General features: G+C 59.8%; 11 protein-coding genes. 6 read left to right on the forward strand and 5 right to left on the reverse strand.

Features of this window, described 5'->3' with window-relative positions; all coding sequences use genetic code 11:
* Positions 1-873, forward strand: coding sequence for a LysR family transcriptional regulator (locus AC1RS8_RS17395; protein ID WP_057714111.1), 873 nt, complete (start codon positions 1-3; stop codon positions 871-873).
* A gap of 121 nt (positions 874-994) precedes the next feature.
* On the opposite strand, the gene AC1RS8_RS17400 is transcribed toward AC1RS8_RS17395, so the two are convergent.
* Positions 995-1,858: a LysR substrate-binding domain-containing protein gene (locus tag AC1RS8_RS17400; protein ID WP_154861372.1), complete on the reverse strand. Its 864-nt coding sequence runs from the start codon at positions 1,856-1,858 to the stop codon at positions 995-997.
* A 109-nt stretch (positions 1,859-1,967) separates the two neighbouring features.
* On the opposite strand from AC1RS8_RS17400, the gene AC1RS8_RS17405 reads away from it, so the two are divergent.
* The 3 genes from AC1RS8_RS17405 (at position 1,968) to AC1RS8_RS17415 (ending at position 4,805) form a co-directional block, all read left to right on the forward strand.
* Positions 1,968-3,077, forward strand: a complete 1,110-nt coding sequence (locus tag AC1RS8_RS17405; protein WP_489338888.1) for a 2-aminoethylphosphonate--pyruvate transaminase — start codon at positions 1,968-1,970, stop codon at positions 3,075-3,077.
* 154 nt (positions 3,078-3,231) lie between these two features.
* Positions 3,232-4,059, forward strand: a complete 828-nt coding sequence (phnX, locus tag AC1RS8_RS17410) for a phosphonoacetaldehyde hydrolase (protein WP_489338889.1) — start codon at positions 3,232-3,234, stop codon at positions 4,057-4,059.
* Positions 4,060-4,244: 185 nt separating this feature from the next.
* Positions 4,245-4,805 carry a cytochrome b gene (locus AC1RS8_RS17415; RefSeq protein ID WP_489338890.1) on the forward strand — a complete coding sequence of 187 codons (561 nt, stop codon included), beginning with the start codon at positions 4,245-4,247 and terminating at the stop codon, positions 4,803-4,805.
* Between the two features lie 34 nt (positions 4,806-4,839).
* On the opposite strand, the gene AC1RS8_RS17420 is transcribed toward AC1RS8_RS17415, so the two are convergent.
* Both AC1RS8_RS17420 and AC1RS8_RS17425 read right to left on the reverse strand, forming a co-directional pair.
* Positions 4,840-5,766 (reverse strand): 1-aminocyclopropane-1-carboxylate deaminase/D-cysteine desulfhydrase, encoded by a 927-nt coding sequence (locus AC1RS8_RS17420; RefSeq protein ID WP_489338891.1) that lies wholly within the window; start codon positions 5,764-5,766, stop codon positions 4,840-4,842.
* Between the two features lie 162 nt (positions 5,767-5,928).
* Positions 5,929-7,968, reverse strand: a complete 2,040-nt coding sequence (locus AC1RS8_RS17425) for an oxidoreductase (protein WP_489338892.1) — start codon at positions 7,966-7,968, stop codon at positions 5,929-5,931.
* 272 nt (positions 7,969-8,240) lie between these two features.
* On the opposite strand from AC1RS8_RS17425, the gene AC1RS8_RS17430 reads away from it, so the two are divergent.
* Positions 8,241-8,513 carry a hypothetical protein gene (locus AC1RS8_RS17430; protein WP_489338893.1) on the forward strand — a complete coding sequence of 91 codons (273 nt, stop codon included), beginning with the start codon at positions 8,241-8,243 and terminating at the stop codon, positions 8,511-8,513.
* A 288-nt stretch (positions 8,514-8,801) separates the two neighbouring features.
* The gene (locus AC1RS8_RS17435; RefSeq protein WP_489338894.1) at positions 8,802-11,471 is read left to right on the forward strand and encodes an autotransporter family protein; all 2,670 of its coding nucleotides are present in this window, start codon (positions 8,802-8,804) and stop codon (positions 11,469-11,471) included.
* Positions 11,472-11,958: 487 nt separating this feature from the next.
* Here AC1RS8_RS17435 and AC1RS8_RS17440 read toward each other — a convergent pair whose 3' ends face one another.
* Both AC1RS8_RS17440 and AC1RS8_RS17445 read right to left on the reverse strand, forming a co-directional pair.
* On the reverse strand, positions 11,959-12,669 hold the full coding sequence (locus tag AC1RS8_RS17440) for a hypothetical protein (RefSeq protein ID WP_489338895.1): 711 nt from the start codon (positions 12,667-12,669) through the stop codon (positions 11,959-11,961).
* Positions 12,670-12,719: 50 nt separating this feature from the next.
* The coding region (locus AC1RS8_RS17445; RefSeq protein WP_493163166.1) for a calcium-binding protein at positions 12,720-13,387 on the reverse strand (668 nt) is incomplete at its 5' end.

Here is a 13,387-nt window from a genome sequence, read left to right on the forward strand (position 1 = left end):
ATGTCGGTGTCCCACGCCCAGCTCAAAGCTTTCCACGCCGTGGCGGTCCATGGAAGCTTTACCAAGGCCGCCGAACGCCTGTTTCTGACGCAACCGGCGATTTCCGACCAGGTGCGCAAACTCGAAGAGCGCTACGGTGTTTTGCTGTTTCACCGCAACAAACGCTCGGTGCGCCTGACCGATCTGGGCGAGCGTCTGTTGAGCGTTACCCAGCGGCTTTTTGTGATCGAGGCGGAAGCCCAGGAACTGCTTCAGGAATCCCAGGCCCTGCAGACCGGCAGCCTGATTCTGGCGGTGGATGCACCGGTGCACGTGCTGCCGCAGATTGCCCGATTCTGCGAGCGCTACCCCGGGATCAGCGTGAAGATCGAAACCGGCAACACCGACGAGTCGCTTTTTCGACTGTTCAACTACCAGGCCGACCTTGCATTGCTGGGCCGTGACGTCAGCGATGAACGCCTGATTTCACTGCCCCTGCGCAACGACCCGATGGTGGCGTTCGTGTCGCGCAATCATCCGTGGGCCGACCGCGAATCCATCACCCTCGCCGACCTCGACGACACGCCACTGGTGTTGCGGGAAATCGGTTCGGTGACCCGGCAGACGCTGGAGGAGGAAATGGCGGGGGCCGGGTTTCGCATCCGCCCAGCGATTCAGGTTGAAGGTCGCGAGGCAGCTCGGGAGGCGGTGGTGGTGGGGATTGGCGTGGGCGTTGTATCGGCTGCCGAGTTTGGCGCGGATTCGCGGGTGTGTGCGCTGCCGATTATCGATTGCAAACGCAGGCTGACGGAAACCCTGGTGTGCTTGCGCGAGCAGAGTTCGCGGCGGGTGGTGGCGACGTTTCTTGAGATGGTGCGCGAGAGTCTTGTGTAGGCAGGTACGCCCCCATCGCGAGCAAGCTCGCTCCCACAGTGGTGGTGTATCGTCTGAATAATCTGTGGTCGACGCAAATCCCTTGTGGGAGCGAGCTTGCTCGCGATGCAGGCAACTCGGTCTACCTGACGGGCGCCAACCCGAAAAACGCCTGAATCAAGCGCAAGTCCCGCCGCCGCTCCATACAACCAATCATGTGCCGATTCACCAACCCCTCGCCAATGATCGGCACCGCCGCCACCCGTGGATCGTGGCTGACCTCCACCGACGACACCACCCCCACCCCCAGTTCGGCGGCCACCGCCTCGGTCACCGCTTCGCGGCTGTCCAGTTCCAGCAACACCCGTGGATTGACCCTGGCCTGGGCGCAAGCCTCATCGAAGGTGCGCCGGGTAATCGAACTCGGTTCGCGCAGCACCATGATCACCTGATCCAGTTCCTTGAGCTGCACGCCTTTAGTCTTCTGCGCCCAAGGATGCCCGTCGGGCACCAGTGCGCAAATCCGCGACTCGTTCAGTGCCTGCAGATGCAGGCCCTTGCGCGGCTCGACCTCGGTCAGCACCGCCACGTCGGCATGTTCGGACAGCAGCGCCGCCAGGGTTTCCTGGGCGTTGCCCAGGCGCAGGTTCACCGTGATCCCCGGATAGCGCGCCCGCAGGCTGGCGAGCATGGGCATGACCATGTGCGGGCCGTCCGCCGCCACCTCCAGACGCCCGGTCAGCAATTGCCGGTTGGCTTCGAGCATCACCTGCGCCTCTTCGGCCAGGCCGAACATCGCCCGGGTGATTGCCGCCAGTTTGGTGCCCTCCTCCGTCAGCTCCACCCGTCGGGCGGTGCGGCGCAGCAGGGTGATCTGGTAGTGCTCCTCCAGAGCCTTGATGTGCCCGGTGACCGCCGGCTGGCTGATGAACAGCCGCGCCGCTGCCCGGGTAAAGCTGCCTTCCCGGGCCACGGCATCGAAGGCGCGGAGCTGAAACAGGTTCATGAATAACCCTCACTGATGGCTGGCATAACAATAAACAATTTGATTGATAACACGGCAAATTGCAATTTAAGCCCCGTAGCTTCATCCCATCGATTGCGAGGACACGAGAATGAGTACTGCCGAACCCATCCTGCTCACCCCCGGCCCGTTGACCACGTCGCCCCGCACCCGTCAGGCGATGATGATCGACTGGGGTTCATGGGATGACCGCTTCAATCAACTGACCGCCAGCCTCTGCGAGCAACTGCTGGCCATCATCAACGGCACTGCCACCCACCACTGCGTGCCTTTGCAAGGCAGCGGCACCTTCGCGGTAGAGGCAGCGATCGGCACGCTGGTGCCACGGGACGGCAAGATTCTGGTCCTGATCAACGGCGCCTACGGCAAACGCCTGGCGAAAATCTGCGAAGTACTGGGCCGCTCCTTCAGTACCTTCGAAACCGCAGAAGATGAGCCAACCACCGCCGCCGACGTCGACCGCCTGCTACGTGCCGATCAAGACATTACCCATGTCGCCCTGATTCACTGCGAAACCAGTACCGGCATCCTCAATCCGCTGCCAGAGATCGCCCAAGTAGTGGCGCAACACGGCAAGCGCCTGATCATCGACGCCATGAGCTCCTTCGGCGCCCTGCCCGTGGATGCGCAGCAAGTGCCGTTCGACGCACTGATCGCCGCCTCGGGCAAATGCCTGGAGGGCGTGCCGGGCATGGGTTTTGTCTTCGCTCGCAAAGAATCCCTGGCCAGCGCCGCCGGCAACTCGCATTCGCTGGCGATGGACTTGCAGGACCAGCACGCCTACATGGCCAAGACCGGCCAGTGGCGCTTCACCCCGCCGACCCATGTGGTCGCGGCGCTGCACGAAGCCCTGCTGCAATACAACGAAGAAGGCGGCTTGCCGGCGCGGCACGAACGCTACGCCGCCAACTGCCAGGCATTGATGGAAGAGATGGGCAAACTGGGGCTGCACAGCTTCCTGCCGGCGGCTATCCAGGCGCCGATCATCGCCACCTTCCACGCCCCGAAAGATCCGCGCTACGCGTTCAAAGAATTCTACGAGCGGGTCAAGGCCAAGGGCTACATCCTCTACCCCGGCAAACTGACCCAGGTCGAAACCTTCCGCGTCGGCTGCATCGGCCATGTCAACCCGGCGCAAATGCGCGAAGCGGTGGCGGCGATTGCCGAAGTGTTGCGCGAGATGGAAGTGCTCGACATCTAAACCACACCACATTCCCTGTGGGAGCGAGCTTGCTCGCGATGAGGCCCGATCAGTCGACACACATGTTGAATGTAAGACCGCTATCGCGAGCAAGCTCGCTCCCACAGAAAAGCTGAATTTCCGAATAGATCGATATCACAGGAATCCAAACGCCATGAACTACGCCAACCCAACCAAGCTGCAAGCCGCCATCCTCGACTGGGCCGGCACCGTGGTCGACTTCGGCTCCTTCGCCCCGACGCAGATTTTCGTCGAGGCTTTCGCCGAGTTCGACGTCCAGGTGTCCATCGAAGAGGCCCGTGGCCCGATGGGCATGGGCAAGTGGGACCACATCCGCACCCTGTGCGATCTGCCGGAAGTTGCCGAGCGTTATCGCAAAGTGTTCGGCCGCACGCCGACCGACGATGACGTCACTGCGATCTACCAGCGTTTCATGCCGCTGCAGATCGAAAAAATCGCCGAGCACTCGGCGCTGATTCCCGGGGCACTGGAGACCATCGCCAACCTGCGCCAGCAAGGGATCAGGATCGGCTCCTGCTCCGGTTACCCGAAACAGGTCATGGACAAGGTGGTCGAACTGGCCGCCACCAACGGTTACGTTGCCGACCACGTGGTCGCCACCGACGAAGTCCCGAATGGTCGCCCATGGCCCGCCCAGGCGCTGGCCAACGTCATCGCCCTAGGCATCGACGATGTCGCCGCGTGCGTGAAGATCGATGACACCGTGCCGGGCATTCTCGAAGGCCGCCGCGCGGGCATGTGGACCGTGGCACTGATCTGCTCGGGCAACGCCCTGGGCCTGGACTACGAAGGTTATCGCGCTCTGGGCAGCGATCAGCTGGACAGCGAGCGCAAGCGCATCCATGGGATGTTCGAAAGTTCGCGCCCGCACTACATGATCGACACCATCACCGATCTGCCGGAAGTGATCGCCGACATCAACAAGCGCCTGGCCAACGGCGAAATGCCACAGTCGAGCTAAATACCGCAACGCCCCCCCTCCTGTAGGAGCGAGCAGGCTCGCTCCTACAGTTTTTTCCGTCTGTTACCCGAACCAGTACATCCAGCGACCAATCGCCTCAGGCAAATCCGGTGAAACAGGATTACAGTTAACGCACACCGTCGGACAAGAACGGTGGCTTTAAACCGGACCTCTGAGGAACACCTATGCCGTGGAAAAACTCTGAGTCGCGCTACAGCACCGTATCGATCGCGCTGCATTGGCTGATGCTGGTCCTGCTGGTGCTGGTTTACGCCTGTATCGAGTTTCGCGGATTCTTTCCCAAGGGCAGTGGCGCGCGCACGCTGATCGTCGAATCACACTTCATGCTCGGCCTGACCGTATTCGTTCTGGTCTGGCTGCGATTGTTCGCACGCAGCCTCGGCCCGGCGCCGCAGGTCTTCCCGGCCTCGCCGCACTGGCAAACGACACTGGCCAGGCTGATGCACTGGGCGCTGTACATTTTCATGATCGTCACGCCGATTCTCGGGTGGCTGGTCACCAGCGCCAAAGGCAATCAGGTGATGTTCTACGGTGTAGACCTGCCGATGCTGGTAGCGGAAAACAAGGACCTGGCCAAACAGCTCCAGGGCTGGCATGAGCTCGGCGGCACTATCGGCTATTGGCTGATCGGCCTGCATGCCGTGGCCGGGCTGTATCACCATTATGTGGTGGGCGATAACACATTGCTGCGGATGATGCCCAAGCGGGTAAACCGCGACGCCTGAACTTGACCGCTCCCACATTGGTTTTCGGTGACTTTCAGGTTTGTGAATTGAATCCCCGCCACCCCTGCAAGCCGCCAGTGTGGACGAAGATCAGCCGCGTGCCCCGGGCGAACTTGCCCGCTTCCACTTGGTGCTTGAGTGCCAGCAGTGCCTTGCCGGTATACAGCGGCTCCAGTGGAATATTTCCCGCCTGCTCCGTCTTTTCAATAAAGTCGAGCAGCAACGGATCAACCTTGGCAAACCCGCCACGACTGGCCTCGAACAGCTCATACACCACATCGACCACACCCGCTTCCTGCACGATCCTCTCGACCTGCTGCGCCACCCCGTGGTCATCAGGCACGGCCAGGGCACCATATACCGGATGATCCCCCGCTTCGGCCAGCACCAGGCCGGCCAGGGTCGTGCCGGTTCCGCAGGCCAGCCACCAGCCGTCATAGTCATTCCAGCCCAAGCCCGCCAATTGGGTACAAACCCTGGCCCGCAATTGCATGCAACCTTCAGCACCGGGTAATCCACCTCCGCCTTCAGGCACCGGATGCAATGTCGGATAGCGGGTTTGCCAGGGTTGCCAGAAACCCGCTTCATGCCTCGCTCGATAGCCTGCGTAGCCCAGCCAGTGCAGCTCCATGCCGAACGCCTGCAAGTCCTCGACCGTCGGGGTTTGCTGAGGATGCCCGCGCAACAGGCCGACAGTGGAAAAGCCGAATCGCTTGCCCGCCGCCGCCAACGCATGAAGATGATTGGAGTGCGCGCCACCGAGACTGATGATGCCTTCGGCACCCAGACGGTCGGCGGTTTTCAGGTGTTCGATGAGCTTGAACCATTTGTTGCCGCTGATCAGCGGGTCGATCCGGTCCAGACGCAGGACCGCCACTTCGATGCCGGCTTGAGTGAGCCAGTCGAGGTGAAGGGGGTCGAGGGGGGCCTGGGGTAACCAGGTGGAGGGTGGGAGAAGCATCAATGCCGGCTCTGGGTGAAGAGCCAGCATCTTAACAGCTGACTTGTGGCGAGGGGGCTTGCCCCCGTTGGGGTGCGAAGCGGCCCCAATACGACTGCTTCGCAGCCGAACGGGGGCAAGCCCCCTCGCCACAGGGTTTTGTGAACAGCCTGATTACGTGAATTACAACTGCGCCGCCAACCGCGACCCCTGATTGATCGCCCGCTTGGCATCCAGCTCTGCCGCGACATCCGCGCCGCCGATCAGGTGCACGCTCTGCCCCGCCGCCGCCAGGCCGTCATGCAACTCGCGCAGCGGATCCTGCCCGGCGCAAATCACGATGTTGTCCACTGGCAGCACCTGAGCTTCGCCGGTTTCGCCGATGCGGATGTGCAGGCCTTCGTCGTCGATCTTCAGGTATTCAACGCTGTTGAGCATCTGCACCTGTTTGTTCTTAAGGCCCGTGCGATGAATCCAGCCGGTGGTCTTGCCCAGGCCGTCGCCGACCTTGGACGTCTTGCGTTGCAGCAGGAACACCTCGCGGGCCGGCGCATGGGGCGCGGCCTTGATACCGGCGACACCGCCGCGCGCTTCAAGGTGTGTATCGATGCCCCATTCCTTCCAGAACGCGGCGCGATCCTGACTGGTGGCGACGCCTTCATGCACAAGGAACTCGGAAACGTCGAAACCGATACCACCGGCACCAATCACCGCGACGCGCTTGCCGACCGGCTTGCGCTCCAGGATCACGTCCAGGTAGCTCAGCACCTTGGCGTTTTCCACCCCTGGAATGGCCGGCACACGCGGCGCAATGCCGGTGGCCAGAATGATTTCGTCGTAGCCGCCCTCGACCAGCCCGGCCACGTCGACGCGGGTGTTCAGGCACACCTCGACGTTGGTGGTCTGCAACTTGCGGTTGAAGTAGCGAATGGTTTCGTAGAACTCTTCCTTGCCCGGAACGCGCTTGGCAATGTTGAACTGACCGCCGATTTCGCTGGCCGAATCGAACAGCGTCACCTGATGGCCACGCTCGGCGGCCACGGTCGCGGCGGACAGACCGGCAGGGCCGGCACCGACCACGGCGATTTTCTTCAGTTGCTGCACGGGCAGATAGTTGAGCTCGGTTTCGTGGCAGGCACGCGGGTTCACCAGGCAACTGGTCAGCTTGCCGCCGAACGTGTGGTCGAGGCAGGCCTGGTTGCAACCGATGCAGGTGTTGATTTCATCGGCACGACCTTCAGCGGCTTTGTTGACGAAATCCGGGTCGGCGAGGAACGGCCGTGCCATGGACACCATGTCGGCATCGCCCTCGGCCAGGATCTGCTCGGCGACTTCCGGGGTGTTGATACGGTTGGTGGTGATCAGCGGAATATTGACCGAACCCCGCAACTTGGCCGTAACCTTGCTGAACGCCGCGCGCGGCACTTTGGTGGCGATGGTCGGAATCCGCGCTTCGTGCCAGCCGATACCGGTGTTGATGATGGTCGCGCCGGCCTGCTCGATGGCCTTGGCCAGTTGAACGATCTCTTCCCAGGTGCTGCCGCCTTCAACCAGGTCGAGCATCGACAGACGGAAAATGATGATGAAGTTCGGGCCTACCGCTTCACGCACGCGACGAACGATCTCCACCGGCAGGCGCATGCGGTTTTCATAGCTGCCACCCCAGCGGTCGGTACGGTGGTTGGTATGGGCGGCGAGGAACTGGTTAATGAAATAACCTTCGGAACCCATGATTTCCACGCCGTCGTACTCGGCGGTTTGCGCCAGTACCGAGCAGGTGACGAAATCGCTGATCTGCTTCTCGATGCCTTCCTCGTCCAGTTCCCTGGGCTTGAACGGGTTGATCGGTGCCTGGATCGCACTTGGCGCAACCTGTTTCGGGCTGTAGGCATAACGACCGGCATGGAGGATCTGCATGCAGATCTTGCCGCCCGCGTCATGCACGGCACGGGTGACGATACGGTGCTTGAGCGCCTCTTCTTCGGTCGTCAGCTTGGCCGCGCCGGAATACACGCCACCCTCGTCATTCGGGCCGATACCGCCGGTGACCATCAGGCCGACACCGCCACGGGCACGCTCGGCAAAGTACGCCGCCATGCGCTCGAAGCCACCCGGTTTCTCTTCAAGGCCAGTGTGCATCGACCCCATCAGGGTGCGATTGCGCAGCGTGGTGAACCCCAGGTCCAGCGGAGCCAACAGGTGCGGGTATTGAGCGGCGGTCATCGGTAACTCCACATCGAGCGATCACGGAAAGTGCGGGAGCTCTGCGGCCCCCATCAGTCATGTTCGACAGACTAAGAGTCGTGCCGTCATCCCTCAATGACCGTAAATGACAACTTATTGACCGAAATGAGCAGCAACATTGGGCTAACGGGAATGACTCAAAACAAAAACGACCTGCGGTCATGAGTTTTCACTTCGATTGGAATTATTTGCATTAAGAATGGAATCAGCCAGCCATAGCCAGCCGTGTCGCGGGAACGTTAAAAACCAGCATGGACGCCGTGTGTGAAATGTTTTATGTCGTGATGTCGGGCCATTGCCAGAGGAGTTTTCGCGGTGCGGCGCTGAATGGCGGCACTCTGAAGCACACCTCCAACTGGGCTACACGCTTGGCCGTGGCCAGACCTGAACCGCAATTCATGTACGACGCACTTTTAGAAGCATTTGTTTTTTGGGTGACGCGAGCACGTAATCCGACAACACAAAACCAAAAAGTAAAAACAACGCAATCTTTGACACGATATATTCCAGAAAAAACAATTTAAACTAACTGGAAGACAATATAACCACCCACTTATGGCGAAAAAACAGGAATTGTCTCACTCATACCCAGCAGAGGTACTAAATCGAAGAGCGGAACTCATCCGTTTTTCCCAGCTCAGCGTTGTGGATTTTAACTTTCTATTCGCCTGCAACACCCTGCTGAGGTCCTGGGCAATCGACGAAAGGACCACAAGCCCATTTCCTTGTAGATATCGTATTGATGGTCTAGATATAACTACAAAATAAAACCTCCACACAATATCAGAATGACATTAAATAAGAGGGATCTTATGCACCTTGCGCTTCGTGCAGGAAAAAATGGACTTCTTCAAGTGGGGGCGTTGTCGCTTTTAAGTCTGGCAGTACAACAGGCGCAAGCGGCTTGCGTACTCACTCCCGGCCCCGGCGTCGATGCGTATGTCTGCGACAGTGGCAGCAGCCCTGTCGGCCTGACCGACCTGCTGGGCAACAACATCCTGACCCTCCCGATTGACGGCACCGGTACCATCAACGGCAACATTGTTACCGGGGCTGGCACCGACCTCGTCGACATGAACTCCGGACGAATCGTCGGCAGCATCACTCAGGGTGATGGTGCCGATCGCTTCCGTATCAGTGCCGGTGCGGTCACGGGTGCGGTTTCCCAAGGCAATGGCATCGATGACTTTGTGATGAGTGGCGGGCAGATCCAGTCTCTGGCTCAAGGCGACGGCCGCGACACCTTCCTGATGACCGGCGGCACCATCGTCGGCGCCTTTGAAGATGGCGACGTGGCGCAGCAAACCAGCGGCACCATCGGCCGCGTCGACATGAAACTGGACAACAACATCTATGACATGTCCGGCGGCTCGATCCTTGGCAACCTCGTCACCGGATTTGGTACCGACTGGATTATCGTCACCGGGGGTACGATTGGCGGCAATATCAGTGTCAGCGGCGGCGACGACCGCATCACTGTCAGCGGCGGCGTGATAAACGGCGAGATCCGCACCAGCCTCGGCAACGACACCTTCAACTGGCTCAATGGCGGCCAGATCAAGTCCGCCGTGCTGATGGGTGATGGTAACGATACCGCGCTGCTCAGCGGCCTGACCGAAAGCCTGTTGAGCGCCACCCCATCGATCGACGGCGGCCTGGGCAATGATCAATTGACCTTCGACAACACCACTTCCAACACGGCCTCCCGCTACATCGGTTGGGAAACCGTCAGCCTCAACAACAATTCGCACTTTGACCTGGCTGGCGACTTTTTCCTCGGCGACAGCGCCAGTAATGCCGGCACGGTTTCCATCGACAACACCAGCGTGCTGGCGGTGACCCAAGGCAGCATCCGACCCTACACCGCCGGCCAGCGGGCGACCCTCATCAACGCCGGCACCATCGACATGACCACCGGCAGCAACAGCGCCGCGGACTCGCTGACGGTGTACGGCAACTACGTCGGCAACAACGGCCAGCTGTGGCTGCAAACCGTGCTCGGCGACGATACTTCCGCCACTGACAAACTGGTGGTCTCCGACGGCAGCATCAGCGGCAATACCCAATTGGCGGTGACCAATCTCAGTGGCCTGGGCGGCCTGACGCAAAGCAACGGGATCGAAGTGGTGCAGGCGCTCAACGGCGCAGTCAGCACTACCGATGCCTTTGCCCTGAAAGGCTCGGTTTCTGCCGGGGCCTATGAGTACTATCTGTTCAAGGGGGGTGTAACGGCAGGCTCGGAAAACAACTGGTACCTGCGCTCGTCAGTGGCAGCGGTACAACCGCCGGTGGTACCACCGCCGACACCGGTGCCGCAGGTAGTGGTGCCGGTACCACCGATTCCACCGACACCGCCGGTGGTTACGCCCGATGAACCGCCCGTGGAGCCGCCAACTTCAAGGCCCGTTGCTCCGGTCGAACCCACTGCACCTCCGCTCAACCAAATCCCGGCCGAAACCTCTCCGGAACCTGCTGTCAGTACCCCGCCATTACCGACAGCGATGGCAGGTGCCGATCCTATTCCACTGTACCGCCTGGAGGTGCCCGTGTATTCGGTGGTGGTGCCAGCCGCGCAGTTGATGACTTTGCAAGCGTTGGGCACGTTCCACGACCGCCAGGGCGAACAAAGCCTGTTGAGCGAAACCGGTGCCGTCCCGGCCGGTTGGGGTCGTGCCTATGGCCGCGATTTCAACAAGAGCTGGACCGGCACCGTGTCCCCCAGCTTCGACGGTTCTACCAAGGGCTATCAAGTGGGCCATGACCTGTATGCCTCCGAAACCAGCGGCGGGCAGATCCAACGCTTCGGCCTGTTCGTCGGCCAGAGCCGCTTGCAGGGCGATGTCAAAGGTTTCGCCGAGGGATTCCAGGACCGTCGTTCGGGGCGGATCGAACTCGACGGCGACAACTTCGGCGCCTATTGGACCCTCACCGATCCAACCGTGGGCTGGTACGTTGACCTTGTGGCCATGGGCACGCGCCTGGATGGCGATAACAAATCCGACCGTGGGGTGAAAATGGACAGCAAGGGCCATGCATTGGCGTTGTCCGCCGAAGCCGGCTATCCGATTGCAATTTCCGAGCACTGGGTGGTGGAGCCACAGGTCCAGGTGATCAACCAGCAGATCGATATGGACAGCCAGAACGACGGTATTTCCAAGGTCTCGTTCGACTCCCAGGACTACTGGACCGGTCGCCTCGGTGCACGCCTGAAAGGGCGCTACCTGGTACAGAACACGCCCATCGAGCCCTACGTCCGGGCGAACGCCTGGCGCACCTTTGGCGGCAGTGACTCCGTGACCTATGATGACGTGGACCGGATCAAGAGTGATCACAAATCGTCCTCTGCCGATCTCGGAGTGGGTGTGGTGGCGCGGTTATCGTCAACGGTCAGCGTGTACCTGGCGGCGGATTACAACACCAATCTGGACACCAATGCCCTGGAAGGCGTGAGTGGCAATGCGGGGGTGAGGGTGAGTTGGTAAGCGAGGCCGCTCGTATGGTTATCACCCCCATTACGGCCGTTCTGTAATTAAAGAATGGTGCCCTGCAGACTGTATGAAAACCGATCAACAAGGGTGATGTTCAACGAAGATGCTCTGTATCGAAAGATAGGGAGCATCTGCATCCAGGAAGGAGTAGCGCCAGCATCGTCAGGAACCCGAACGCAATCAGCAACGGATAAGCCATCAACAGAATCAATAGCTGTTATACATCCCACAACTCGCGCAATAGCGAGCAGCTCTCATCCAGAGCAAACTCCAATTGCGAATTTCACGGTGATCCAGCCACCCTTTCAGGTAGACAGAAACTCAGGATTAACTGAAAAAACAGGATATCAAGCAAGTCAATCAATCAATCAATCAATCAATCAATCAATCAATCAATCGTCAGCGAGTGGAACTGCACGGAGTCAAAGTACATCGAATGGCGAACATCTTGAAACGGCACATCCGCTAATTGTGGTCATGCTCAAAACCCGAAGTAAACAAATGCCATAGCTGCCGCCATACCCCATGCGACCAACGCCATTACCGTTGAATTGTGCGCTGACCAGGATTCGTCCAATCGCTGTAAGCCGAACTTCGAAAAGCCAGCCTCGTCATAACAGCAATGCATGATCGCCCGGTAGGTATATCGCAGGCCGGCCAACAGAAACAGGGTAATCAGACCAAGGACAAGTCCATGCCTGATAGTTGGTTTAACCCATTCCACAAGGTGATCCTGTTCGCAAGCAACGCTGTCGACTTCCACAAGGGTTATTTGCTGAAAGTCCGTCGAAGACCGCTTTTGGCCAATCTGGATCAGCGCCTGTTGCTCCAGATCCAGCGCCTGATACTTCCAGAGCGTTGATGACCCTTCTCGGCAGAACGTAAACGCAGCAGGACTTGAGATGGCGATAATACAAGCGTCGTTGATGTGCAGTTTTTTCAGCGTTTCCGTGGCTGACCTGGTGAAATCCAGGTCGAACACCGGATTAACCCCGGTAGCAGAAGCAGCGATCGAAACCAATAGACTGCTCAAGAGGCAGATGGCTGAAGTGTTCAAGGCCGGGTTTCCTTTTTCATTGTTTCTTTGATTTCGCAGTTCGGTTCCAACCTGCTTTGATGAGTTCCAGTACGCTGCTGGCACCCCCGATAGCTGATGGGCAATTGAATGGAAGGAGAAAGGGAGGGCATCCATTGCCCTCCCCTCCGCTGTCCACGCTCCCTGCGACAGTACTGACCAGGACCTCAAGTGGCCAGAATGAAGTCCGTCTGATCAACGGCTGCGCTGTTGACACCCACAAGGTGAATCGTGTCCGCCCCGATCCCTACCACCGTGTCCGCCCCGTTGGCCGTAATGGTCACGTTGGCAGCGAACGTCGCGCTGTTGATCCCCAGCGCCGTGATATTGAGCAAGTCTTGCCCGGCCGGATTGGCTCCGAAGTTCAGGATCGTATCGCTGCCGAAACCCGCAGCAAACGCGAACGTATCGTTACCGGCGACGCCGCCACTCATCACGTCGTTACCGCCACCGCCGGTGAGAACGTCGTTACCTGCCCCCCCCTCGATCGTGTTGGCCAGCCCGTTGCCGGTGCCCGCAAAGTTGCCGCTACCGCCGAAAAACAGATTTTCGACGTCGGCACCCAGGGTGTAGCTCGCGAGCGAGGTCCAGACCGAGTCGCTGCCGGCACCGGCAAGCTCGTTTACCACGTCCCCGAGGTCGGTGACTTCGTAGACATCGCTGCCGATACCGCCAGCCATCGTGTCGGCACCTGCGCGACCGATGATAACGTCGTTGCCTGCGCCGCCGATGAGGACGTCGTTACCCGCACCGCCCACGATCGTGTTATTGAGCTCGTTGCCGCTGCCCGCAAAGTTGCCACTACCGCCGAAATACAGATTCTCGACGTTGGCAC

This window comes from Pseudomonas sp. GW821-FHT12A04 (assembly GCF_058807755.1).